Genomic DNA, 26,656 nt, shown 5'->3' with positions numbered 1-26,656 from the left:
GCATCGCCATCTGCGTCTCCATCTGCGTCTCCGTCTGAATCGCCATCGGAGTCTCCGTCTGAATCGCCATCCGCGTCGCCGTCAGAATCACCATCTGCGTCGCCGTCTGCGTCGCCATCAGAATCGCCATCCGCATCGCCGTCTGCGTCGCCGTCAGAATCACCATCTGCATCGCCATCGGAGTCTCCATCAGAATCGCCATCCGCATCGCCGTCGGAATCACCGTCTGCGTCTCCATCCGCGTCGCCGTCGGAATCACCATCGGAGTCTCCATCCGCGTCTCCATCGGAATCGCCATCCGCATCACTATCCGAATCATCATCTTCAGGGACAATGATATCGGTACTAAGGCTTAGATAGTCAACATCATCTCGAGTTACTTTTGAATTTACAGTCAATACTTGACCTTCTTCTACTAATCCAGGCTCAATTTCCGCTGTATAATTCCCCTCACTATCTGTGAATCCTGTTGCAATAACTGTCCCTTCTGTATCTTTTATCTCAATCATCACACTAGGGTCAGCTTGCCCAGTAACCTGATAGCCAGATACTGAATTCCCAACAATCTCTGCTGTTGGTGTTACCAGTTCAGGAACTTGCACTGGGGTAGGTTCACTTTCAATTTCTTCCAAAATCGCAACTACATTTAAAGGTTGTCCTGGATATACTGCTTCGCCTTCAATTTCGATCACATAGTTGCCATCGTCATCCACTAATCCCGAACCAATTACGTTTCCAGATTCATCCCGAACTTCGATTGTGGCTCCTACCACGCCAGTTCCAGAAACCTGATATCCTGAGGGATTTCCCGTCATTTCAGCTGTGGGCGCTTCGGTCACATTCACACCCACATAGGAAACTGTCGCGTATCCTTCTGTATCACCCGTAATCGTAATACTGATCAAATCTGTCTGTGCAATTGTCCCAACAAAACCAAGATCATACTGTGGCAAATTGCCAAAGCTTGCTTGTAGCTCACTTAATGCTGGCGGTGTAATCAAGGTCGGGATGGTTGCACTAGTTGATCCTAAAACGGAAGCGTCAGCTAACTCTCTCACCACTCCTCCGGCTAAGTTGACTGTCCCCTTCAGCAGAGTAACTGCTGCACTGATGGTCAATTTGAAAGGTGCGACGCCGGTATTGATTACCCCAGCTGCGATGGCTCCTGCGGGGTTAGTAAGTGCATTTCCTGGATATGTCGCTTCAAGTGACTGCACAGCTGCATTCAGATTATCCAAAATCTGAATCAGGTTTGTGCGAATAATTGTCTCTAAAACGTTATCAAAATTCCCTACCAAATACTGATTGCCAGCACCATCTGTATAGATTTCAAAAACTTGATCAATATTTGCTCCATTAAAGTTACCAAGGTTTTCCAATAACTGTAGTTGGTCGTATACTTCTTGAAAGTTCAAACTAGCCAGAGGATTAGCTGCTACCAACGTATCAATGACTCCTAACAAATCACTTACCAACGAACTAACCGGATTGATGATTGGATTTAATACATCATCAGCAAATGACAAAACTTCCAAATCCAACGATCCCATTCCATTAGGATCCACACGTCCAGTAAGATGTTCTGGAATGGCCAACAAAATATATTTGTCACCGGTTAAAAGGTCGGCTGAAACCCCTGACGTCCCAGTCACTGTAAATGTCACGGGTTGCACGCCATCACCGATTTCAAAAGGAGATGACTGATCATTACTTGTTGTAATTGAGCCAAATAACTGTCCGTGAACAACAGCTGCTTCAACGACTGTCGGAGACCACAAGAAAGTAGTGCCGGCGACCATTGCTCCTGTTAGCAGCATTCCGGATACAGCAACATTTGCTAGAAGTGATTTTCTCTTTTTCGTCTTACGATGGTTTTTTGAATTCATAAGCATTCTGTAATCGGGACGTTTCATAATTAACTCCTCCTCAAAATTTTCGCCTCTTTCTCTTCAACTTTTTAGTTCACAGGAAACTATTTACACCTCCTTAAGTCCTGCTTCACAAACTGACAGTCCTATTTCAAATGTCGAGTTGACATGAAATACTTACTTATTGAATTAGAATGGAATTTACAGATCGAAGACATTTAGAATCTCTTGCGATGTCTCCTCGATAGCAATCATATCTATCAAGTCTCCACGTACCACCAGACGTCCTTCGGCACCAAAATCAGTACAGGTGATCAATGTGACAATCTGGCGTTCAGAAATTTCCTCTAAAACCCAGATTTCTTCCGGAGTAATTTGAAATTTCTCTGTAGTCTGATAAATATAGACATAACTCAAATCTGTTAAATAGATTTCAGCACCTAAACGGATATTTGCTAGTGGTGAAAACAATGCATTTGGATCATAGGATAAATGACTAATCAATCCGTAATTACCAATCCCCATCTCTTGATCAGGCGTCAGCGTTCCGGCACCATACAGCAGCGCCTCATTAGAAACCCCTAGAAAAATCGGCAAGTTGACCATAATGCTAGGAATCGCAATCTCTGCAATGATTGGATAATCATTTTTTTGAAACTGTGCTTTCAACACTGCTTGGGGACTAATAGGCTGGACGCTTTCATAATCATAATGGATACGTTCTGGCGCTTCTTCTTGTGTTAATCGCTGGTTTTCCTTAACAGTCAGGGGATTCACACGATTGATTCGCATCGACTCAGTCCCTTGATGTATCCAAATATTTGTAATTGGCTTACTAAAGACAAAGACTAATCCGACAATTCCGGTGATAACCAGAGAAATTCTCAGCAAAAGGACCACCTTCCGTTTTCCCAGCATTTTCATCGCCTCCTCTGATTATTACGAATTGTGAATTTCACATGTTTTTTTATTATCAATATCCTTCATTTCACAAAAACCATCTTACTCTAAAATTTTCAAAATAAAATTATAAATTATTTGTTTTAGACATTTTTATATTGACTTATATCTACACGTAGATAATACCAACTAATTTTTAAAACAATAAATTATTTGCTTAAGAAAAATCGAACCATTAGATTCCTGTTGTTTTTTTAATGTATAAGCAGAAATAGATATTATTTTTCACAAATGAAATTTGGAATATGGTGCCAAAAAACTGTTTCCGTTTTAAATATGTCAAGACACATTTTTCACTTTCAAATTTCTCATTCATCCGGATTGTGAATTTTTTACTATTAAAAATAAAATGGCAAAATTCCAATTTAAAATGATTTTTTTTTGAATAATTTAGGCCTTATCTTTTTTTGAAGAGCCTGTTTCATCAAATATTTCTCTAGGCTCTTCTTTAAAGTGAACTAATAACAGCTGTTGCAAATTCCATTCAAAAAAAGATCAGGATAAGAAACGACGTTTATCAAAAAAAGCAGCAAAAAAACTCAGACATTTCTCAGCCTGAGTTCATCTATTGATTCAATTCGGTCTTCTCCCCTTAATCAAACGCAAAAAAGGCGGAGCATTTGCTCCGCCTAGAAAAAGACTTATTTACCTTCAGTATACTGGTGAACCAATTCAACAACTTCTTCCATTGTGTCGCAGTCTTGCAATGCGCGATCTGCCAATTCCTTCATTTCAGTAGTTGTCAGTTTTTTCATCAGACTACGGGTTTTAAGAATAGATGTCGCACTCATTGAGAACTCATCCAAGCCCATACCCATCAACAATGGTACCGCTGTTTGATCACCGGCCATCTCACCACACATGCCGGCCCATTTGCCTTCAGCGTGTGCTGCATCGATAACGTTTTTGATCAAGCGCAGGATAGACGGGTTGTATGGTTGATACAAGTATGAAACTTGTTCATTCATCCGGTCTGCTGCCATTGTGTATTGAATCAAGTCATTGGTACCAATACTGAAGAAGTCGACTTCTTTAGCAAACTTGTCAGCCAAAATAGCTGCTGCTGGAATCTCAATCATAATCCCGACTTGGATCTTATCAGAGATTGCAACACCTTCGTCTACTAATTTTTGACGTTCTTCTTCATAAAGTTTTTTAGCTGCTCTGAATTCCTTCAAAGTCGCTACCATTGGGAACATGATCCGCAGATTGCCGAATGCCGATGCACGAAGCAATGCACGCAATTGCGTACGGAACATCCCGTCGCCAAGTTCAGACAAACTGATACGCAGCGCCCGGTAACCCAAAAACGGATTCATTTCATGAGGGAGTTTCAAGTAAGGAAGCTCTTTATCCCCACCGATATCCATCGTCCGAACCACTACCGGTTTGTCGCCCATGCCTTCTAAAACAGCTTTGTAGGCTTCAAACTGATCTTCTTCGGTTGGGAAGTCAGGTGAATCCATGTACAAAAATTCAGTCCGGTACAAACCAATTGCTTCTGCCCCGTTGTTGTGAACACCTTCCAAATCTTTTGGCGTACCAATATTGGCAGCCAACTCGAAATGAACGCCATCCGCAGTTTCGGTTTCAGCTTCTTTCAGTTTTTCCCACTCTGCTTTTTGTGCTGCATATGCTTCAGCAGCTTTATTGAATTCTGCTGTCTGGTCATCGTTAGGGTTGATGATCACATCCCCTTCAATGCCGTTGACTGCTAAAATGTCGCCTGCTTTTACCTTGCCGGTGATTTCTTTAGTCCCAACAATTGCTGGAATTTCAAGAGAACGTGCCATGATTGCTGAGTGAGAAGTACGTCCACCGATGTCAGTGACAAAGGCTTTGACGTAGGTACGGTCCAACTGAGCAGTGTCACTTGGTGTCAAATCGTGAGCAACTACTACGACTTCTTCGTTAATCATTGAAGGATTCGGTAAAGTCACTCCCAATAAATGAGCCAGAACACGTTTGGCAACGTCACGAATATCAGCAGCACGTTCTTGCATGTAGGCGTTGTCGTCCATCGCTTCGAACATGCCGATGTACATATCGGTAACTTCCTTCAATGCAGCTTCAGCATTGACTTTGTTATCGTTGATGTTTTGTTTGATCTGACCGATCATTTCCGGATCGCTCAAGACCATCAAATGTGCATCAAATACTTGTGCTTCTTCTTCGCCAAGGCTTTTTGCTGCTTTGTTACGGATCAGAGTCAATTCTTCGCTGGATTTTGCCAACGCATCATCCAAGCGCGTTTCTTCAGCAGCAGTATCTGCTACTGAAGTTTTGTTGAAAGACAAATCTGGTTGAACTAGCAGGTAAGCTTTTGCAACTGCGATTCCGTCGCTTGCGGCGATCCCTTTTAGCATTTCAACCATATTAGTCAGACAACCCTTCTTTTTTCATTGTTTCTACGATTGCTTCCATTGCTTCTGTTTCGTCAGCACCTTCAGCAGTGATAGTAACGTCTGAACCTTGGCCTACACCAAGAGACATCACGCCCATGATAGATTTCAAGTTTACAGATTTACCTTTGTACTCTAAGTTGATGTCAGAGCTGAATTTGCTTGCTGTTTGAACTAGCAAGGTAGCTGGACGTGCGTGAATCCCTGTTTCTGCTACTACGTGAAAGTCTTTCTTTTCCATATTGATCGGTCTCCTTTATAAAACAAAGTATTTTGTTAGGGTAGTGATCGCGCATACAGCACGAGCTTTTTGTCCCTTTCAATTCTTAAGATTACCATTTTTCCCCTGATTTCACAACCGTTTTCTCTTTTTCAACAGCAGAGTATCTACACTTTTCCCTCCTTAAAAAATATTTTTGAAGATAACATACCTATTTCCGATAATTGTCTCCTCTGATCGAAAACAAACGGATAAAAAACAAGATAGTTGCAGGAAACACGATCTTGAGTATAATTGGAATTGGTCAGAGAAAGTCAAACCGTTTTTGACCATGAGAAATAGCTTTCTTTTTACGGAAAACTCAAACCGCGTTACAATAGTTAAAGATTGATAACAAGCCCCTTTCTTTAAGGGATAGCTTGCATAGTAAAGAAAGGTCGTGAAATGATGCTTTGTCAAAATTGTGGTAAAAATGAAGCAACGATTCATTTGTATGCAAACGTCAATGGTCAACGAAAACAACTGGACTATTGTCAAAGCTGCTACCAAAAATTGAAAAATCAACAAGGAGGACAAACGATGATGGCACAAGATCCTTTTGGTTTCGGTTCATTGGATGATTTGTTCCGTCAAATGTCCCGACAGATGCAACAAGGACAATCTCCTTACGAACAAACGCCTCCAACACAGACCGGTGGAAATAATTTCAACGGTGGCCAACCTCCCCGTCGTCCAAGTGGTGGCGCAGAAGGACTGCTAGGTGAATATGGAATTAATATTACGCAACAAGCCAGAGACGGCGGGGTCGATCCGGTTGTCGGTCGTGACGAAGAGATTCAACGCGTGATTGAAATTTTGAATCGTCGGACAAAAAACAATCCGGTGCTGATCGGTGAACCAGGTGTTGGTAAAACAGCTGTTGTCGAAGGCCTGGCGCAAAAGATTGTCAATGGTGACGTTCCCCAAAAATTGCTTGAAAAAGAAGTCATTCGTTTAGATGTTGCTTCACTGGTACAAGGGACTGGCATTCGCGGACAATTTGAAGAACGGATGCAAAAACTAATCGATGAAATCAAACAGGCTGAAAATGTCATCTTGTTTATCGATGAAGTGCATGAAATCGTTGGGGCTGGCGCTGCTGGCGATGGCAACATGGATGCCGGCAATATCTTGAAACCGGCTTTGGCACGCGGCGAGCTGCAAATGGTGGGCGCAACAACGCTGAATGAGTATCGCATCATCGAAAAAGACGCAGCGCTGGAACGACGGATGCAGCCAGTTCGAGTGGATGAACCGACTGTTGAAGAAACGATTAGTATTTTGAAAGGCTTGCAACCTCGTTACGAAGATTATCATCATGTGAAATACACGGATGAGGCCATCGAAGCCGCAGCAACATTGTCTAATCGCTACATCCAAGATCGCTTCTTGCCAGACAAAGCGATTGATTTGTTGGACGAATCCGGTTCTAAGAAAAATCTAACCATCCAGTTTGTCGATCCGAAAACCATCGATAAAAAGCTGCAAGATGCCGAAGCACAAAAGCAAAAAGCTTCTCAGGAAGAAGACTTTGAAAAAGCTGCCTACTATCGAGATCAGATCAACAAGCTGGAAGAAATGAAAAAGAACCAAATTTCCGATGAAGAAACACCTGTCATCACAGAAAAAGATATGGAGCAAATCGTCGAACAGAAAACCGGTATTCCAGTAGGCGAACTCAAGGAAAAAGAACAAACGCAGTTGAAAAACCTTGCCGATGACTTGAAAGCACATGTTATTGGACAGGATGAAGCAATTGATCGCGTTGCCAAAGCCATCCGCCGCAATCGGGTTGGGTTAGGTAAACAAAATCGACCAATTGGCTCTTTCCTCTTTATCGGACCAACCGGGGTCGGAAAAACAGAGTTGGCCAAACAATTGGCTTATGAGATGTTTGGTTCTGAAGATGCCATGATCCGCTTTGATATGTCGGAATACATGGAAAAACACAGTGTTTCAAAACTTATCGGTTCACCTCCAGGTTACGTCGGTTACGAAGAAGCAGGTCAATTGACGGAAAAAGTTCGCCGCAATCCTTATAGCCTGATTCTTTTAGACGAAATTGAAAAGGCGCATCCGGATGTCTTGCATATGTTCTTGCAAATTCTTGATGACGGGCGTTTGACAGATGCCCAAGGGCGGACAGTCAGCTTCAAGGATACTTTGATTATCATGACTTCCAATGCTGGTACCGGCAAAGTCGAAGCCAATGTCGGCTTTGGTGCAGCTAGAGACGGCGTGACCCGCTCTGTCTTAGGACAGTTGAATAATTACTTCACCCCTGAATTTTTGAACCGTTTCGACGGCATCATCGAATTCAGCGCCTTGTCAAAAGAAAATCTATTGAAGATTGTGGAATTGATGCTCAACGAAGTCAATGGCATGCTGAAAACGCAACACATTCACATTGATGTCACCAAAGAAGTCGAAGAAAAACTAGTCGATCTTGGGTATGATCCTTCGATGGGTGCGCGTCCTTTGCGCCGTACAATCCAAGATCAAATTGAAGACGGCATCGCTGAATTTTATCTCGATCATCCACAAGCAACTGAATTACAAGCTGTTTTGGAAGACGACAAGATTGTAGTCAAGGAGGCTGACGAACCACTTAAAAAAACGGCTGCTCCTGATGTTGCTGATGAAACAGACAACAAGACTGACGATAGCGAAGTTTGATAGCATAACAAAAAGAAGGTATCGGTTTTTTAGCCGACACCTTCTTTTTTCTACCCCTTTCTTTTTGAAGACCATACTGCCACATCATTTGCCTCTCTATTTTCTTCCAACATGACTCTTTTTGAAGAATTTAACATGGTGAGGTGATATTACTTTCAAAATCACCGTTAAAATTTTATAATGAAAATATGAACGAAACTTTGAGGTGAAGTCTTATGAAATTGATCAACGTAACCAACAGTCATTCAAGGCTGGTCCGTAACCAGTTGGAAAATACTGACGCGGAATTGGTGAAAGTCTATACCGCAGGCAATACGACTGTCATATATACTGTCGCACCGGCCCACAACGAAATCCTAATGATCAATAAAAAACGCAACATTCGGCAAAATGAAATCGATGAAATTAAAACTTATTTTCTCAGAAAAATGCCGCAGGAACCTAGTGTTGAAGACATCCATGTTATTCAAGAAAATGGCTTTGTGGAGATTTCAATCCAAAAATATCCAGAACCTGATACCACCGCTGTATAATAACCAAAAATCAAAAAAGCCTCACGATAGTATCAAACAGTCAGCAGAATATATCTGACTTTTGACGATACTTCGTGAGGCTTTTTGCTATTTGTAAAGCTATCGCTGTCTAACCAGTATTAGGTTAAACCGTCTTTTCTTTGTACAACTGGAAGAGGTAATTATCCATATCATCAAAGGAAGCTTCTCCTTCAACAATCCAGTAATTTTTAGTATTCTTAGGCAAAAGCTCTTTGCTACAGGTAATCACCGCATCGTAGTTTTCTAAACTCGATGAATTCATCAGCGAGAATTCAACGAAAGGCAAGCGTTCGATGCGATTAATCATAGCATACAGCAAGAAATGATTTGGAAAACCAATAATCCCGATGTTGACCTTTTCTGCCGGGCCTTCATTATGAAAGGCGTTAATGCAGACAATCGTCAACAAGCTGACCAAATCCTCATCTGCTGGAACAATTTCTGATAAAGTGTCGTTTATACGACCAGCCAGCACTTCAAATTCTGGATGTTGTTTTTTCAAGCTTTCCATGATAAAGTCAAGATTTTTAGGGACATTGCCACCCAAAATCTGGCGCCGTAAAAAAATAGTTTGCAAATTCAGCAGTAACAGTTCTTGTTGCCCGCGTCCAATGATATTAAGCTCTTTTTTGATTCCTTCGAAAAAGGTTGCGGCATAGCCTTTTGATTCATCAAGTAATTTGTACTGACGCTTGATGATTGGCAAACGCGGATCATCTGTCGCAAAAATCTGCGGCCAGTAGAAAATCATATAGTTAACGAAGTTCGCTTCTCGTTCTTGATAAGTTTCAGGAACCTTCTCTGCTTCCAAGGCTTCTTTGAACTTCCGGTTAGTTGCAGGAAAAAGCAATTGGTTAATCTGCGGTTCGTCGACATAGTACCCTTGTCTCGTCCGCAAGAGACTGATGCCATGGTACATACTGAATTCGCGCTTTTCGACGTACTTTAAATAAACGAGATCATCTGCTGACAAAAAACTGTCCAGTGACTGTTGCAGCTCATTCTCAAAATACCCATAGAGTTTTGTGCCAAAATCCACACTCCACAAGAAATTAAAGTACATGATACGAATTGCAGACTCCCGACCGGTGACCTCCATTTGCAAACAGTTCAAGCGAATACCCTTGAATTTCAGGTATTCCACCAACGGCTTCAAGCGACGCATCAAAGAAGATTGACTGAGCCCAGACATTGTCCCGAAATCCTTCAGATCCTTGTCCGGATGCAACAATGATTCCAGCAAAACACCGTAGGGAACTCCTCGTGAAAACAAATATTGTTGATATTGTTGGTAGCTGGGGATTACTTTGGCTACAACTACTTTGTCTTTTTCATTCAGCAGGCGACTGCCACCAGACAGTTCCTGCAGTTCTTTATTCATTCCCTGCAACAGGTTGGCTGTTTTTATATGGGAGTAGCCAGTATACTTTTCAAAATAATGAATCGGATACTCTCCCGGATCGATTTCAAGAATATGCTTGTAGATTCCGAGCTTGGAACGGGCCGGATCATCTAAGAGGATTTCTTCTAACATGATACGCTTCCTTTCTCATTTTCTTTCAATATAATACCATAATTGTGAGAAAAAATATCGAAACAACGGCTGAATATATAATTTTTTCTTGCGAATAATTTTCTGAACATTCTATTTATTGAACGCCTAAAACATCACTACAATTTAAAATACGGATTATTTTTATTCTTATACCATTTTTTCATAAATTAAAATTCATATTGAACGACTTTTTTAATATAACAAATTTGAACAATGAAAAAGAGTAGAAAAAACTCATCCTAGTCAGTTATTTATTTTTCCGTATTTTCACCAATCTTAAGCATTCTCCTTAACCAACAGCGACTGATCCAATAGCTTTTCCAATCAATCACTGACCTACAAGAAAACCGTTCCCTTTTCGCTAAACTAGCGATAGGAACGGTCTATTGTAGTGAAAAACATTGGTTTACATCAAGCTCTTCAACTGTACTTTCGGATACTTATCAGCAAACCAGCGTTCGGCAAATTGATTTTCAAATAGAAACAGCGGCTGGTCAAAACGGTCCCGCGCCAAGATGTTGCGGCTGGAGCTCATTTTTTCATCCAAGTCCGCTGGATCAATCCAGCGGGCGATTTTGTGCCCCATTGGTGTCATTACGACTTCGGCATTGTACTCGTTTTGCATCCGATATTGGAACACTTCGAACTGCAGCTGACCTACCGCACCGATGATGTATTCTTCAGTCAGATAGGTCTTGTACAATTGAATGGCACCTTCTTGGACTAGCTGATAGATTCCTTTATGGAAGGATTTTTGTTTCATCACATTTTTAGCTTGCACTTTCATGAACAGTTCCGGTGTAAAGGAAGGGAGTTCTTCATAAGCGACTTTCAGCTTTCCTTCGTACAAGGTATCACCGATTTGATAGTTGCCGGTATCATAGACCCCAATGATATCCCCGGCAACCGCTTCTTGAATATTCTCACGGGTATCCGCCATAAACTGGGTGACATTGGCCAGCTTCATTTTCTTGCCGGTTCTTTCCAAAAAGATATCCATGCCTCGCTCAAAAGTACCTGAACAGATTCGTACAAAGGCAATCCGATCTCGGTGAGCCGGATTCATGTTGGCTTGAATTTTGAAGACAAATCCGGAAAATTCTGGCTCATACGGACTGATTTCTTTTCCGTCAACCGTCTTATGACCATATGGCGATGGGGCAAATTCCAAGAACGTTTCTAAGAAGGTCTGCACGCCAAAGTTCGTCAGCGCAGAGCCAAAGAATACCGGCGTCTGATCGCCCCGTGCAATTTTTTTACGGTCAAAGCTATCCCCGGCTTCTTTCAACAATTCCACTTCTTCTTGGACCTGTCCAAAAAGGCTGTTGCCGTTTAATGGGTGGTCTGCAGGAATACCGCCCACTTCATCCAAGGAAACAAAGCGTTCACCACCGTAATTGTCGGGACGATAAAGTTCAACTCGATTGTTATAGATGTCGTACAGCCCTTCCAAGCCTTTTCCCATCCCAATCGGCCAGTTCATCGGATAAGACTCGATATCCAAGAGCTCTTCTAATTCTTCCAGCAAATCCAGCGGTTCCCGCCCATCACGGTCCAATTTATTGATGAAAGTAAAAATTGGGATGCCCCGTTTTTTGACTACTTGAAACAGCTTTTTGGTTTGTGCTTCGATACCTTTGGCGCTATCGATGACCATGACCGCACTATCGACTGCCATCAGCGTACGATAAGTATCTTCAGAAAAATCTTCGTGCCCAGGGGTATCCAAAATGTTTACCCGCTTGTCATCATAATCAAACTGCATCACCGAACTGGTAACGGAGATTCCCCGTTGTTTCTCGATTTCCATCCAGTCAGATTTGGCAAAATTGCCGGTCTTTTTCCCTTTTACCGTCCCAGCCTGGCGAATCGCACCACCAAATAAAAGCAGCTGCTCGGTGATCGTCGTTTTCCCGGCGTCCGGGTGACTAATGATAGCAAATGTACGGCGCATATCGACTTCTTGTCGTAAATTCGGATTATTCATAGTTTTGGTAACTCCGTTTCTTAAATTCTCTACCTGAAGACTGACTACTTGCTGAGGATGATCCTCTTAAACTCAAGTTGTGGCTACATTGGCACAAGTCTCCTTTGCATTTTTTCAACTAGCCTAGTATAGCATGAAAGTCTTCTCTCTGTGAACTTTCAGAAAAAATGTTCCTAAAAAAGCTGTCAAGTGAAGATCACTTGGCAGCTTTTGACTATCTTTATCTAAAACACGCATCCTTTTTAAGCAACTTAAAGATCAAAAGGTTTGGCATTTTCTTTTAGAATTGCATTCAAGGCTTCAATGTCTTTTCGCCCTTGCGTCTGCATCCAGTGACGACAAGCTTCCTCGCCTTCTTTGACAAATGGCGGTAGCCCGGCAGCCCAAGTTGCTCGGCCGCACAAAACGCCGCGGAATGTTGCACCGGCTTCACCGGCAAACTTCAGTGTTTCTTGAAACAGCTCAGTTGTCACACCGGCACTCAAAAAAATGTATGGCTTGTCAGTGACTTCCCCTTGTTCCTTGAAGTAAGCGAGGGCTTCTTCACGAGTATAGGCAATGTCGCCGTCAGTAAAGCCTTCAACAAAGGTCATATTTACCGGTACTTCCATTTTCAAAACGTCAATGCCGTAACGATCTTTGGCAAATTCTTTCATCATTTCCAGCACTTTACGGGGTTTCTTTTTAGCAAAGGCTAAATCATTTGTCGGTTGATTGGCATCATAAGCGATTAATTCCACAAAAAGCGGAATGTCTTCAGCCGCACATTCTGAACCAATTCGTTCCACGAATGCTTGTTTCTGATCATTGATGGCTTTGTCTTCATCAACGTCATAGTAAAGCAAAAATTTCACTGCATCTGAGCCCATTTCTTTAATCCGTTTCACCGACATATGGTCCAAAAGATCAGGAAACCGTTGATCTCCACTACCATCATATCCGGTTTTTTCATAAGAAGTCAGCAGCCCCGCATCTTTTGACCGTGCTTTACCAGCGGGGATCCCATATTCTGGGTCCAATAAAATCGCTGATGCATACTTTGTAAGTTCCTCTGAAGCGATTTTTTTGAATTCGATCACTTCTTCATCAGTAGCTGGTACCCCTTTGTCTTTTTCAATCATCTTTTTCAAGGAGCCCCGCTGATCAATGGCCAAGGCATTGATAAAGCCATCTTCGTTGCACAACGCTTTCAAATATGCTTTTTTCTTTTCTGATAACATGTCGCATCCTCCTTCAAGAGCTTTGATTCCTACACATTCATGCTACGCGCTTTACAATTTTTTTTCAAACGATAGCCATCACTGTAGACTCATCACAAATACAGTGTCAGAAGTTTGCCAACCGTTGAAAGGTTAATGACGAAAAAACAAAGAAATGTCATGACTTATTTCCAAGTACTAAGCGAGCGGATGTTTAACCACAATTAATAAAACTATACAGATGAGGAAAATTTGTGACCCTCTTGATGTCTTTGTCCGAAAAGAGAACATACCCATACGTGTCAAGAGAAGGGAATGATGCTGACTTCCATTGATGAAATCAAGGAAAGTCTGTGTTTGAAATTTTTAGCAATGAAAAGCCGACGATCGTCCACTGATTTTAGTGGAAGATCGTCGGCTTTTGGCTCTCACGTTTGGTATTGTTTGCTTCAGAGGACGGTGACTCAACTATTGGCACAGCCCCTTGTCTTTTACTTGTATTCCATATCTGGAATTGCTCGAATTGCTTGCTTCAAAGAAGGGTGATCCCACTTTTCGGGGCAGTTCGACTAGATTCAACAAGAAAAGCAGCTCTTAATCAAAACATGTCAAATAGTGAAAGCTGATTCTCGTCCGGCAGACCCTTCAAAACGCCATTTTCATTCATATAATCGATTAAGGTTTGTGAGACTTTGCCTCGTTTCGCCAGGTCCTCTTTTGAAAGAAACGGACCATCTTTACGGGCTTCTACGATCTGCTTAGCGACGTTGTCTCCCAAGCTCGGTACTGCTCTGAAAGGTGCAATCAGCTTGTTGCCGTCAATTACAAAGTTTACAGCGTCGGATTTGTAGAGGTCGATCATCCCAAATTCAAAACCACGTTCTAGCATTTCATTGGCTAATTCCAAGACGGTCAACAGGTTTTTTTCTTTGGTAGAAGCATCAAGCCCTTTGTCATTGATCTCTTTCATAAGGTCTTTGACGGCATCTTTTCCTCGCGACATGGCAACTAAATCGAAGTCATTGGCTCGGACTGAGAAGTAGGCACAATAATACAAAATCGGATGGTACACTTTAAAGTAGGCTACCCGCAGCGCCATCAACACGTAGGCCGCCGCATGGGCTTTTGGAAACATATATTTGATCTTGGAACAAGAATCAATGTACCAATCCGGCACACTGTTTTCTTTCATAGCAGTCAAAAATTTGTTTCGTTTCTCATCATCAATCTTGCTCCACTGCCCTTTACGTACTGTTTCCATAATCGTAAATGCCGTACCAGGATCAAGCCCGGCGTGCATCAAGTAAACCATGATGTCATCCCGACAGCCGATTACCTCTGCCAAGGTAGCTTTCCCCTGCTTAATTAATTCTTCAGCATTCCCTAACCAAACATCTGTACCATGAGACAAGCCGGAGATCTGCAGCAGTTCAGCAAAGGTCGAAGGATGGGTCTCTTCCAACATGCCTCGGACAAAGCGCGTCCCAAATTCCGGGATACCCAGCGTCCCTGTCTCTGAGCCAATCTGTTGTGGGGTTACCCCTAAAACTTCAGGAGATTCAAAAATTCGCATCACTTCCGGATCGTCTGTCGGAATTGTCTTCGGATCAATTCCCGAAAGGTCTTGCAACATCCGGATTACAGTAGGATCATCGTGTCCCAGAATATCCAGCTTTAAGATATTGTCATGAATGGAATGGAAATCAAAGTGCGTGGTGCGCCATTCAGAATTCAGATCATCTGCCGGGTATTGGATCGGAGTAAAATCATAGACATCCATATAATCCGGGATTACGATAATCCCCCCCGGATGCTGTCCAGTCGTTCGCTTAACTCCGGTAGCACCGGCAGCCAAACGATCTATCTCAGCGCCTCGCAACCGCAGATTATTGTCTCGCTCGTAACCCTTTACGTACCCATAGGCCGTTTTGTCAGCAACGGTACCGATTGTTCCCGCACGATAAACATAATCTTCACCGAAAAGAACCTTCGTGTAGTTATGAGCTCGTGGTTGATATTCTCCTGAAAAGTTCAAATCAATATCGGGGACTTTATCCCCATGGAATCCCAGAAAGGTTTCAAAGGGAATATCGTGCCCGTCTTTTTTCAATCGTGTGCCACATTTTGGACAGGCCTTTTCCGGCATATCAAAACCAGAACCATAAGAGCCGTCTTCATAAAACTCGGAATATTGGCATTCGGGGCAATAATAATGAGGGGCTAAAGGATTAACCTCAGTGATCCCAGTCATCGTCGCGACAAAGCTGGACCCGACTGACCCACGGGAACCTACCAGATACCCGTCTTCATTACTTTTATGCACCAGTTTTTGGGAAATCAAGTAAATCACTGAGAACCCATTACCAATGATTGAGTTCAATTCTTTTTCCAAACGTTTTTCAACAATATCAGGCAGTGGGTCACCATAGAGTTCCCGCGCTCGATTGTATGACAAATCGGTGATTTCCTGCTCAGAACCAGGAATTTTCGGCGTGTAAAGTTCATCTTTTACAGGGATAATGGTCTCACACATATCAGCTATCTTATTCGGATTGGTGACTACCAGTTCTTTGGCCTTTTCTTCTCCCAGAAACTGGAAGGCAGTCAGCATCTCATCTGTGGTACGGAAATGAACATCCGGCAGCGGCTGGCGGCTTAAAGGATTCCCACTTTGAGATTTGATCAAAATCTCCCGATAGATAGCATCTTCTTTTTCCATGTAGTGGGCATTTCCCGTCGCACAAACCGGCTTATTTAATTCTTCCCCGATTTTCACCAAGTTTCGCATAATCTCTTCTAAGGAAGATTCATTTTTGATATTTTCCATCAAAATCAATGGTTCATAGACAGCTTTGGGCATGATTTCAATATAGTCGTAAAATTCGGCTAACTTTTTGGCTTCATCATACCCTTTTTGCATCAGAGTCATAAAGACTTCGCCTTTGTCGCAAGCCGTTCCTACAATCAATCCCTCCCGCAATTTCACCAATTCGGAACGGGGAATCCGGGGAACACCGCCATAAAAATACTTTACATTTCCCAAAGAAATCAACTTGAAGAGATTTTTCAGCCCCGCTTGTGTGGTTGCCATAACGGTTGCATGAAAAGGACGGGCAGCTTTATAGGCATTTTCTCCTGCCATGTGTCGATTTAAATCAGCATGTAAAAACATCTCATGATTTTCCATCGCTTCTTTGATGAAGATCCATGCCAAGTGACCCGTAGCCTCCGCATCAAAAATCGCCCGGTGAGCATTTTCCAGAGAAACTCCGAATTTTTTCGTCAATGTTCCCAAATTGAGCCGCTTCAACTCTGGATGTAAAAAGCGTGCCAACTCCAGTGTGTCAATCACCGGATTGTCCGCTTCAGGGATACCCAGTCGTTTGTATGTGTGGTTAATAAAGCCCATATCAAAAGAAGCATTGTGGGCAACTAAGATAGACCCTTCAGAAAACTCTTTGAAAGCCTGCATAACTTCTTGCTCGGGAGTGGAGCCTCGCAGCATTTCATCAGTGATTCCAGTCAGATTGACGATGGTTTGTGACAAAGGATGTCCGGGATTGATAAACTCATCAAAGGTCCCGATGACATTTCCTTTATGCATCTTGACGCCAGCTAACTCGATGATCGTATCGTAAACCGCAGACAACCCAGTGGTTTCCACGTCAAAAACGACATAGGTGGCATCTGTCAAAGGAACTTCCGCAGAGTTATAAGCGATAGGAACACCATCGTCTACAACATACGCTTCCATGCCATAAAGAATTTTTACACCGTTTTTCTTACCTGCACTATGGGCATCTGGGAAAGACTGGGCACCCCCATGGTCAGTGATAGCAATGGCTTTGTGTCCCCATTTAGCCGCTTGAGAAACAAAGTCCCCGATACTGTTTGTGGCATCCATGGTACTCATATTGGAATGCAGATGAAGTTCTACACGTTTTTCACCTTCAGGAGCGTAGTCTTTACGACTCTCATGCTTGACTTCCACTAAGTCTTGGGCAAACATTACCAAATCCCTTTGGAAGGTATCTTCTTGGATGCTCCCGCGGATTTTCATCCAGCAGCCTTTACTGATATTGTCAAAGACCTGCTCGTCTTTTTCTCCATTGGAAAACTTCTTGACAATAAAAGATGAGGTATAATCGGTAATCTTTAATGTCAAAATTTTGCGTTTTGTCCGCAATTCCCGCACCTCGACATCAAAGACATAGCCTTCAATTGTGACACGGCGCTCTTCTTCAATGATATTGATCATTGGCATAATCGGTTCATCTGCAGGAATATTGCGTCCTAATTGCAACGGGCCACTCATTTGAGCCGGCACCTTCTTCTCTTTTTTCTGTTGCTCATGAGCAGCCAGATTTTCCATTGCTTGTTGCATCATGGCCTCAGCCTGCACTTGTTTTTTGGCTTCAAGTTCTTTTACCGCAGCTTCGGCCTGCTCTTCATCAAAGCGAGCTTCCAGACGAAATTTCGGAAAACCCATTCGTTGATACCGCGCTTCGATTAATGGAAAGTAGTTGTCTACCAGATGAGGAATGATGGCCTGATTGTAAATAGGCAAAATAACTTTTTTTTCTTCCAGTAGCGGCAATTGATTTTTAATTGTCTGGGCGACTACTTTCGTATTGCATTCTTGATCAGACATCACCAAAGGCCAATAGGTTTGTAGCAACTCTTCGTCAAGTTGCGGATTGTCGGCTTGAATATTCAATTTTACTTCGGCAATTTCGCGAAATGCCAGCATCAAGTGGTGAGACAAATCTTGGTAAAGGGTCACTGGCAAGGTCTGCTTAAAGCCCAATGTAAACTCCCAGATTCGTGACTGTCTATGGACTGTCACCTTTTCAATTCGACCATCTGCTGCCAATAGCGCTTGTGCCGCGTCATCAGTCAGTTGCATCTGATCCAGCAGGACAATAAATTTCTCATTTTTTTCTGACATTCTTTGGCCTCCTGATTTTGTTTCAGCATCATCCAGTATACCTTTTTTTGACGGTTCTTTCATTAAGAATCACTTGGAGAATTTTTCATGAGCTTAACAAAAAAGCTTTGAAGAAAGCAACTGGGTCTACTTCCAGCGCTTTCTTCAAAGGTTCTTTTTTTTAAACTTCTTCTGCCGATGCCAGTAAAATTGGAATCGTATCGAGCAGCTCTTCTTTACGAACTTCCACCATCGCTCCGGTGCGTTTCAGTTTAATTTCTACAATGTTCTCCATTGCCTTTTTACCGACTGTGATCCGCAACGGGCAACCGATCAAATCTGCGTCAGCAAACTTAACTCCGGCCCGCTCATTGCGATCATCCACCAGTACTTGATAACCGTGTTCGGACAGACTAGTTTCCAGTTCGTCTGTCAAACGACTTTGAAAATCATCCGTCATGTTCATCTGCACGATATGCAAATCAAAAGGTGCGATTGCCCGTGGCCAGCTGATGCCTTCTTCGTCGGCATATTGCTCCACCACTGTCGCTAAAAGACGGGTGATCCCGATACCATAACTACCTGCTAAGACCGGTACATATTGTCCTGTCTCGTCCAACACCTCGGCATCCAGTGCTTCACTATAACGGGTCCCTAGTTTGAAAATATGGCCAATCTCGATGCCCCGCGTGAACTGCAATACCCCTTTTCCATCAGGTGAAGGTTCCCCTTCTTTGACGTAACGCAGATCGCTAAAGGAAAGTGGTTTAAAATCACGTCCGGGATTCACATTTCGGTAGTGCTGGCCGGTTTGATTTGCACCGACGATTCCGTTACTGATGTCTTGCACTTGTAGATCGGCATAAAGCGCAATTTCCGGAGGCAATGCCACCGGTCCCAATGATCCAAATTCCGCTCCCAACAAAGCTTCTGCTTCTTCCGGTGCGGCTTCTCTCAAAAATAAGACTTCCAGCATCCGTTTGACTTTGGCTTCATTGACTTCTTGATCCCCCCGAACCAATATCATCACTGGACGTTCATCAGCCAAATACAGCATCGACTTGATGATTTTTGTCAGTGGGACTTGTAGATAGTCCGCTACCTGCTCGATCGTTTTGATTTCTGGGGTCGCCACTTTCTCCAACTCTTGATAAGATTCCTGCGCCCGCTTTTTTGAATAGAGACTCGTCGCCATTTCAAGACTTGCCGCATAGTCACTTTCTGTTGAATAGCAAACCACATCTTCGCCAATGGCTGAGGTAGCCAAAAACTCTTTTGACTCGCTGCCCCCCATCAAGCCGTTGTCCCCAATAACTGTGCGAAAAGCAACGCCACAGCGGGTAAATATCTTCCGATAGGCCCGCTCATAATTACGATAAGTTTCTTCTAAGCTCGTTTCTGAACTGTGAAAAGAATAGCCGTCTTGCATCAAAAACTCGCGGCTTTTCAACAAACCATGGCGCGGCCTTTGTTCGTCTCGAAACTTCGCTTGAATCTGAAACAAACTAATTGGCAAGCGTTTGTAGGAGTTGACTTCATCTGCAATCAACTTCGTAAAAAGCTCTTCGTGAGTAGGTGCCAATAGCTGGACCCGCTCGTTGCGATCAATCACTTTATACAGACTTTGACCATAAGCCTGTAAACGTTCAGTGGCTTCCCAAAGATCAATCGGCAACAGATGAGACATTGCCATCTCATCTGCCCCAATTGCTGCCAATTCTTCACGAATAATCCCTTTAATTTTTTCCAACACCCGCCATGCCAGCGGTAAATACGCATACACCCCGGAGGAAATCTGGCGAATAAATCCGCCGCGCAGAAGCATTTGTGAACTCAATGCACCAACCTCACTGCCCAACTCCCTCAAGGTAGGTATCAACATTTTCGATTGTCTCATCGTAACCCTCTCTTTATCCCTTCTCTTACCTGTTCACGGACTATCAGCGAAAGAAGAAGCGCTGGATATCATTCCAAGTGACTAAGATCATCAACAACATCAATGCTGCAAAGCCGATTAAGTTCAACAACCCCTCTTTTTCAACGCTAAGAGGCTTGCCACGAATCCCTTCAATCACGTTTAATACGAGCTTACCACCATCCAATGCTGGAAATGGAAACAGATTTAGGATCCCCAGATTCATTGATAAAATCGCAACAAATCCTAAGATAGTGATAAATCCTTGCTGAGCTGCTTGTGAAGACATCTGGAAAATCGCAACTGGGCCGCCCAATTTATCTAGATCCGGTTTTACGATTAAGTCTCCTAATGCTTTGAAAATGTTCAAAGAGTTAGCCACTGCCAGTTGCATCCCACCGACGATTTTATCGACGAATCCGGTCTTGATCGGTGCTTGAATGCCAATACGCACGGACTTTTGCTCTCCTTCTGTCACTGTTTCAGGAGTTACTTTAGTTTCAAAAGTCTCACTTCCTCGTTTAACCGATAACGTCAGTGTTTTATCAGGATTTGCCAAAATCGTTGCTGAAAGATCATCCCAATTGCTAATCTTTTTCTCGTTGATAGACTCAATCTGGTCACCAGCTTTCAAGCCAGCTGCCTGAGCGGGACTGTCTGGTTGGATTTCACCAATACGATTGGTATTAGTAACTGCCACACCGCCTTGCATGAAGGCGATGACGATAAACAATAAAATAGCCAAAATGAAATTATTCATTGGACCGGCAAAATTGGTCAGCATTCGGCGACTCAATTTTGCTGATTGAAACTGGACATCTTTCGGTGCGATTCGCACTTCGACTCCGTCTTGTTCAATAATCGTGGCATCGTGCAATACTTCATAGCGGATCAGTTGTGACTCATCATTGTTGACATACCCTGAGTAATACAGCTGATTTTCCAAATCAAAAGCCTCTGTTACCACAGGAATGCCATTAGTCAGCTGAACCTTGGAAGAGGTATTTATTTTGGCAACGCGCCCTTGCTCATCTAACTGCAATGTCACCGGCATTCCCCGAGTAATCTCCGTTTCGTCTTCACCAACTCCGGCCATACGGACATAGCCACCAATTGGTAACAAACGCAGCGTATAAGCCGTCCCATCTTTGCCCTGGTGTCCAAAAATCTTTGGCCCCATGCCAATCGAAAATTCTCTTACCAGTATCCCGGCGCGGCGAGCAAAAAAGAAATGCCCGAACTCGTGGAAAATTACCACCACGCTGAAGACGATTAAAAATGTCAAAAGACCTTTCATCGTGTTTCCTCACTTTCATGATATTCAATCAAAGTTTTAAGCAGGCATTTCGCCCTTTTCAAAAAACGCTCAGCCTTAGCTGAACTCCTTCTCATTTTATCATACTCATCGGCAAAGGTGGGACCACTGTAAAAAACGTAAAGTGTTTGTCATATAAAGCCAACTCCTCTATCTTTAAGCTCCTTACTATTTATGAGAACGTTTTAGTAAGTTCATACCCACAAGATAAGCTTGACCATCAATTCCTACTATCAATGGCTGCCACGGAGCTGTCCCAACCACGACGACAATAAAAAAACCGAGACAGCCCGTGTCCCGGTTTAAAGTTTTCTTATTAAAATACGCCTAAAAGGTGCATGATAGGAAACACAAACAACATGCTGTCGAAACGATCCAATATGCCGCCGTGTCCCGGTAAGATATTCCCGGAATCTTTGACATCAAAGTGCCGTTTGATTGCTGATTCCACCAAATCGCCGAACTGGCCAACAATCGAAAATACAACGGTTAATAAGAGTAGGATTGGCAGGCTGTGACCAAAATTTTGCTTGCTGGAGAAAGCTAAAACATAGATCAACGCAACCACCACTGCACTGAGAATACCACCGAGGGCTCCTTCTACCGTCTTATTCGGAGAAATCTCAGGCCAGAGTTTTCGTTTGCCGATCTGTCGGCCAATCATATAAGCCCCGATATCTGTCGCCCATACAATAAATAGTCCAAATAAAAGCATAATCAAGCTTTCGCTGCGGGCGTTAACAAATTCCCGGAAACCAACACCAACATACAAACTGACTAAAACAGGAAACCCCGCTTCATCGACAGTGTACATATTTTTAGATACCACAGATGCTCCCAAAAGCAACATCACGGTTAAATAAAACAGCATCGTGCTGTCGGTTTCAGTCGGTAGCCAGAAAAACCAGCGCTCCTTTGGCAGTACTAAGAAAATTGCACCTAATGCCGCTAAAATTCCTTCAAAGCTGACGACATTTAAGCCTTTCATACGGAACATTTCATACACACCGACAACCGCCAGGACAGCTGCCGTGATTTCTACTGCGATGCCGCCAACCATCAAGATTGGAATGAACAATGCCAGCGCCACAACAGCAGTGATTACTCGTTGTCTCATTCTATTACCTCCAATATCAAAAAATGATTCATTTTGGAGCCGTCTTATATAGAAGATACAGCGGCCCCACTTATTCAAACATGTTAGGAGTCAGAATCTACAGCTTTTTTATCCGACTTCAAACCTCCAAAGCGACGATCACGATTTTGGAAGGAAGCAATAGCCATCTCCAAAAGCTCGCCATTAAAATCCGGCCATAAAGCATCCGTGAAGAAAAATTCACTATAGGCAATCTGCCACAAAAGAAAATTGCTGATTCGCTCTTCCCCACTAGTCCGGATCAAAAGCTCAGGATCTCGCAACTCTTTAGGTAAAAAGCCTGTCATCAGGTGATTGGCAATCATTTCTTCATCCACGACTGTCGCTACCTCTTCCACAGGCAGTCCTTGTGCCAATGCGTCTTTCACAATTGCTTGCGTAGCTGTCACGATCTCTGCGCGACTTCCGTAGTTCAAGGCAAAATTCAACACCATTCCGGTATTGTCCTTCGTTTGCTCTATTGCTCGCTTCACAGCATCCTGCGTATGGGCCGGCAGAAAGTCGGTATACCCCATCACATGGACTCTAACATTTTCTTTGATCAATTCTGGTACAAAAGTATCAAAAAAATCTACCGGAAGTTGCATCAGAAAATTCACTTCATCAGTGGGACGTTTCCAGTTTTCTGTTGAGAAGGCATACAACGTCAACACCTTAACCCCTAGTTTGGAGGCGTGTTTTGTTACCGTTTTAACCGTCTCCATCCCTTCTTGATGGCCTGCCACTCGTGGCAGACGACGATTTTGAGCCCAACGTCCATTGCCGTCCATGATTACTGCGATATGCTTTGGAATAGTGCCTTTGGGATCAAAAGCAAACTCTGCTTCTTCCTGTACATACTTGTTCTTTTGCGGAAATAACCGCCACATAGGGATTCCCTCATTTCTACAAAGAATTGCCAGAAACTATTATACCATTAATCAATTAAAAGCCCGTAAAAAATCACAGGACTGCAAGAAAACTTTAACTCAGCACTGCTGCGAAATTCAAGGTTTCCCGCAAAACGCATTCTTTTCAAAAAAGAGACCAATCAACTATGATCTCTTCGCTTTTATCATTCACAGGAGCTTTTCCGTAAATTTGCTACTTTTTAGTCGCCAGTCAGTTCTTCACGAATTTTTTTAGGCAGTTTTAATACGACCAAATCATAGGAGACTTTGATTAATCTGCAGATTTCTTCGTCGGTAAAAGCTGTGTTCGCCAGATAAACAGAATTCCAATGAGTCTTGTTGGTGTAGTAGCCGGCAATCACCACTCCCGGATAGAGCTCTCGCAGTTCTTCGTTTTTTTCCGGCCGATTTTTTAGCGTGATAATCGCTTTGGAATCACCAACCAGACTCATCATTCCAAACATCTTCCCGGCAATCTCAAAGTAGTTTGTGTCCCAGTCTTTTCGGTGATAACTCTGAGCATTTGGTAAACTTCCAGCGTAGGCCATAAATTTCTCTATTCTTGATGAAACAGTGCGTTCATCCACAGTGATTCCACCTTTCATTTACTAACACAACTTTATCACAAAAAATAAGAAAGCGTTTGTTCACAGTTAACCGAAATGATCAGCGAAAAGCTTTTAATCGCAGTCGCAGTTTTTTTCCTGGCATGTCGTTAACAAAAAACGAATCTCGCATACCATAAAACGCCAAATCACGCAGTTGTTATAACCTAGGCGGATACATAGGTTGTTGACAAAAAGGATTCGAATCTTTGATAGTCTATCACGTCAAGACTTTATCGTTTTCAATGGGATTGCCAATTGCCTTTTTGCGGCCAGTGCCCAAGGATGGATGACCTGGATGTCGTGATGAAACAGCCAGTCCAAATAAACTAACGAGGCTTTGTGCAACTCACCTCCCTCTAACACAGCAAGGACATCCTTCAGATAAGGCGGGGTTTGTCCCCGATCCCATTTGATTTTGTCAGCGATAAACAGACAATGATCAAAATCAGAGGCTCCTTCTTTAAGGGTCGTGTGACAAGCAATTGCCGACAAAATCGCTGAATCAGTAATCCCAAAGCAGTTTTGTGCAATTATTGCCGACTGTTGTTGATGCAACAACAATGGCAGGTGCCGCTCGGCTGATAACACGTCTCTTCCCAACTCATTTTGAAAAGCCACTCGCTCTTCATTTGGAATCACCACTGAGATATCATGGAGCAAGCCTGCTTGATACGCTGCCTGTTGGTCTAAGCCAAAGTGCATTGCCGTCAAGCGTGCTTCGTCTGCGACTTCAGTTAAATGGTTAAGGAGATACTCTTTATTGAAGAGAGACATGTAATTTGTGACCTGCTCTTCTAAAGTCTTCCCCACCGGTAGTATTAAATAGGTTTCTTTCAGCATGTCCAATTCCCCCATTAAGTCAGAACCCAATAGCGTCTTACCAGATGTTTCGTCTCAGGATTGATTCGTTTGTCTTCCAAGCGGCCACCACAAGCTTCAATAACCGCTGCCGATGCCTGATTTTGATCATCACAAGTAATCAAGACTCGCTTTAGCCCTTCTGCTTGGGCAAACACCAGACCTAGTTTTAACATTTTACGGCCATAGCCTCTGTTTTGAACATCAGGACGTATCGCATAACCGATATGCCCGCCGAAGTTTTCCAAGTAATCATTCAAAGCCGTTCGCAGATTCAACATTCCGACAATTTCGCTACCATCGATCAGAATAAACTGCAAGCCCCGCACCAAACCCGCCGGAACCCTTGAAGTAGCAGCCATTTCATTTAAAGATTCTAACCAGTCCGTAACTGACGCTGCCTGACTAAGACCAGAAGTCCCGGGAATTCCGTCTGGTGCTGGATAGAATGCCTCTCGAAATAGTAAAATCTGTTCTTCCCACCTGCTGTCAGGCAAAATCAAGCGCAATGTGCTTATTGACATTACATCCAACTCCTTTTAGTCGCTGCCATTATTTCTCAAATGGATGGCAGCGTGACTACATAGATTAGCTACTGAATAAGTATAACAGAATCAGAACTTCCACAACGGCTAAAAACAGAATCCATTTTGTTTTATCCAAAATACCTGCTTTATTTCGCAAAGTTTATGAAACTTTCGTAATATTTGTCGACAGATTTTATAACAGGTGTTACATTTTGACTAAACTAACACAAAACACGAACAAAGGGGTGCACTAATGAACGAATTGTACGATGGTAAAACGAAAACAGTCTTTAAAGATGAAACAACTGGGGAGGTTTGGCTTCTTTTTAAAGACAGTGCGACTGGTGAAGATGGCGTATTCGATCCCGGCTCTAATACTGTCGGCGGTAGCGTCGAAGGCAAAGGAAAAATCGGTCTTGCTGTCTCACGTTACTATTTTGAATTGATGGAATCAAAGGGGGTTCCTACTCATTATCTTGGAGCTGAGCTGGAAACCGGTATGATGAAGGTTCGCCAATTGACAGTGCCACCATTGGAGTTTGTCCTGCGTTACGAAACTGCCGGCAGCATGTGTCGCCGATTCGATCTTGCGGAGAAGATCCCTTTTGAGCCAGTTTACACAGAAGTTACTTTAAAATCAGATGCACAAGGAGATCCGCTGATTACAGATCGTCTCTGTCAGATGAAAAACCTGTTACTGCCAGGACAATATGACCAAGCCTTAGCGATACTGGAAAAAGTAGGCGCGGTTTTAAAAGAAGATTTAGCTAAAATGGATTTGACGCTCATTGATTTAAAAATAGAAGTGGGTTACGACGAAGACGGAACTTTGTATGTTGTCGATGAAATCACACCGGATATTTGGCGGGTACGGGACAAAGCGGGTAATATTCCCAACCAGATTGATTGTTCTCAACTAATCTTAGACATGATTGGTTGATCCAAAACCAGTAACAATCGTCTAGCTAAACGTGAGCCGCAAGTAAAAGAGAAGCCCCTT

18 protein-coding genes are annotated in these 26,656 nt (G+C 43.0%); 3 read left to right on the top strand and 15 right to left on the bottom strand.

Annotated features, from left to right (window positions below):
* The 4 genes from BAU14_RS13130 to BAU14_RS13115 form a co-directional block, all read right to left on the bottom strand.
* A partial coding sequence (locus tag BAU14_RS13130) for an adhesive domain-containing protein (protein WP_202622234.1) occupies positions 1-1,913 on the bottom strand: 1,913 nt, incomplete at its 3' end.
* A 156-nt stretch (positions 1,914-2,069) separates the two neighbouring features.
* Positions 2,070-2,786 (bottom strand): class A sortase, encoded by a 717-nt coding sequence (locus BAU14_RS13125; RefSeq protein ID WP_161900557.1) that lies wholly within the window; start codon positions 2,784-2,786, stop codon positions 2,070-2,072.
* A 683-nt stretch (positions 2,787-3,469) separates the two neighbouring features.
* On the bottom strand, positions 3,470-5,203 hold the full coding sequence (ptsP, locus tag BAU14_RS13120; RefSeq protein ID WP_161900556.1) for a phosphoenolpyruvate--protein phosphotransferase: 1,734 nt from the start codon (positions 5,201-5,203) through the stop codon (positions 3,470-3,472).
* A gap of 1 nt (position 5,204) precedes the next feature.
* Positions 5,205-5,471: a phosphocarrier protein HPr gene (locus tag BAU14_RS13115; protein ID WP_161900555.1), complete on the bottom strand. Its 267-nt coding sequence runs from the start codon at positions 5,469-5,471 to the stop codon at positions 5,205-5,207.
* A gap of 426 nt (positions 5,472-5,897) precedes the next feature.
* Between BAU14_RS13115 and BAU14_RS13110 the strand changes: the two genes are divergently transcribed.
* Positions 5,898-8,165 (top strand): ATP-dependent Clp protease ATP-binding subunit, encoded by a 2,268-nt coding sequence (locus BAU14_RS13110; protein WP_161900565.1) that lies wholly within the window; start codon positions 5,898-5,900, stop codon positions 8,163-8,165.
* A 215-nt stretch (positions 8,166-8,380) separates the two neighbouring features.
* Complete coding sequence (locus tag BAU14_RS13105; protein WP_161900554.1) at positions 8,381-8,698, top strand: DUF1827 family protein; 318 nt, start codon at positions 8,381-8,383, stop codon at positions 8,696-8,698.
* Positions 8,699-8,822: 124 nt separating this feature from the next.
* Here the strand turns inward: BAU14_RS13105 and BAU14_RS13100 are convergent, their stop codons facing one another.
* From BAU14_RS13100 to BAU14_RS13050, 11 genes are all read right to left on the bottom strand, one after another.
* Complete coding sequence (locus tag BAU14_RS13100; protein ID WP_161900553.1) at positions 8,823-10,253, bottom strand: helix-turn-helix domain-containing protein; 1,431 nt, start codon at positions 10,251-10,253, stop codon at positions 8,823-8,825.
* Positions 10,254-10,680: 427 nt separating this feature from the next.
* On the bottom strand, positions 10,681-12,261 hold the full coding sequence (locus tag BAU14_RS13095; RefSeq protein WP_161900552.1) for a peptide chain release factor 3: 1,581 nt from the start codon (positions 12,259-12,261) through the stop codon (positions 10,681-10,683).
* 251 nt (positions 12,262-12,512) lie between these two features.
* Positions 12,513-13,481 carry a tagatose-bisphosphate aldolase gene (lacD, locus tag BAU14_RS13090; protein WP_161900551.1) on the bottom strand — a complete coding sequence of 323 codons (969 nt, stop codon included), beginning with the start codon at positions 13,479-13,481 and terminating at the stop codon, positions 12,513-12,515.
* A 577-nt stretch (positions 13,482-14,058) separates the two neighbouring features.
* Positions 14,059-18,408, bottom strand: coding sequence for a PolC-type DNA polymerase III (locus tag BAU14_RS13085; RefSeq protein WP_161900550.1), 4,350 nt, complete (start codon positions 18,406-18,408; stop codon positions 14,059-14,061).
* Positions 18,409-18,568: 160 nt separating this feature from the next.
* Positions 18,569-20,284: a proline--tRNA ligase gene (locus tag BAU14_RS13080; RefSeq protein ID WP_161900549.1), complete on the bottom strand. Its 1,716-nt coding sequence runs from the start codon at positions 20,282-20,284 to the stop codon at positions 18,569-18,571.
* A 43-nt stretch (positions 20,285-20,327) separates the two neighbouring features.
* On the bottom strand, positions 20,328-21,599 hold the full coding sequence (rseP, locus tag BAU14_RS13075) for an RIP metalloprotease RseP (protein ID WP_161900548.1): 1,272 nt from the start codon (positions 21,597-21,599) through the stop codon (positions 20,328-20,330).
* Positions 21,600-21,933: 334 nt separating this feature from the next.
* Positions 21,934-22,734: a phosphatidate cytidylyltransferase gene (locus BAU14_RS13070; RefSeq protein WP_161900547.1), complete on the bottom strand. Its 801-nt coding sequence runs from the start codon at positions 22,732-22,734 to the stop codon at positions 21,934-21,936.
* Positions 22,735-22,817: 83 nt separating this feature from the next.
* Positions 22,818-23,642: an isoprenyl transferase gene (locus tag BAU14_RS13065; protein WP_161900546.1), complete on the bottom strand. Its 825-nt coding sequence runs from the start codon at positions 23,640-23,642 to the stop codon at positions 22,818-22,820.
* 221 nt (positions 23,643-23,863) lie between these two features.
* Positions 23,864-24,250, bottom strand: a complete 387-nt coding sequence (locus tag BAU14_RS13060) for an MmcQ/YjbR family DNA-binding protein (protein WP_420022093.1) — start codon at positions 24,248-24,250, stop codon at positions 23,864-23,866.
* Between the two features lie 243 nt (positions 24,251-24,493).
* Positions 24,494-25,111, bottom strand: coding sequence for a bis(5'-nucleosyl)-tetraphosphatase (symmetrical) YqeK (yqeK, locus tag BAU14_RS13055; RefSeq protein WP_161900544.1), 618 nt, complete (start codon positions 25,109-25,111; stop codon positions 24,494-24,496).
* Between the two features lie 14 nt (positions 25,112-25,125).
* Positions 25,126-25,653, bottom strand: coding sequence for a GNAT family N-acetyltransferase (locus tag BAU14_RS13050; protein WP_161900543.1), 528 nt, complete (start codon positions 25,651-25,653; stop codon positions 25,126-25,128).
* 256 nt (positions 25,654-25,909) lie between these two features.
* Between BAU14_RS13050 and BAU14_RS13045 the strand changes: the two genes are divergently transcribed.
* A complete protein-coding gene (locus BAU14_RS13045; RefSeq protein WP_161900542.1) occupies positions 25,910-26,596 on the top strand; it encodes a phosphoribosylaminoimidazolesuccinocarboxamide synthase in 687 nt (228 codons plus the stop codon).
* Positions 26,597-26,656: the final 60 nt, after the last annotated feature.

Origin of the sequence: Candidatus Enterococcus leclercqii (genome assembly GCF_009933135.1) — a bacterium.
GTDB classification, from domain to species: Bacteria; Bacillota; Bacilli; order Lactobacillales; family Enterococcaceae; genus Enterococcus_C; species Enterococcus_C leclercqii.
Note: the sequence above shows the minus strand (reverse complement) of the source record. Positions and strands in the feature narration are given on the sequence as shown.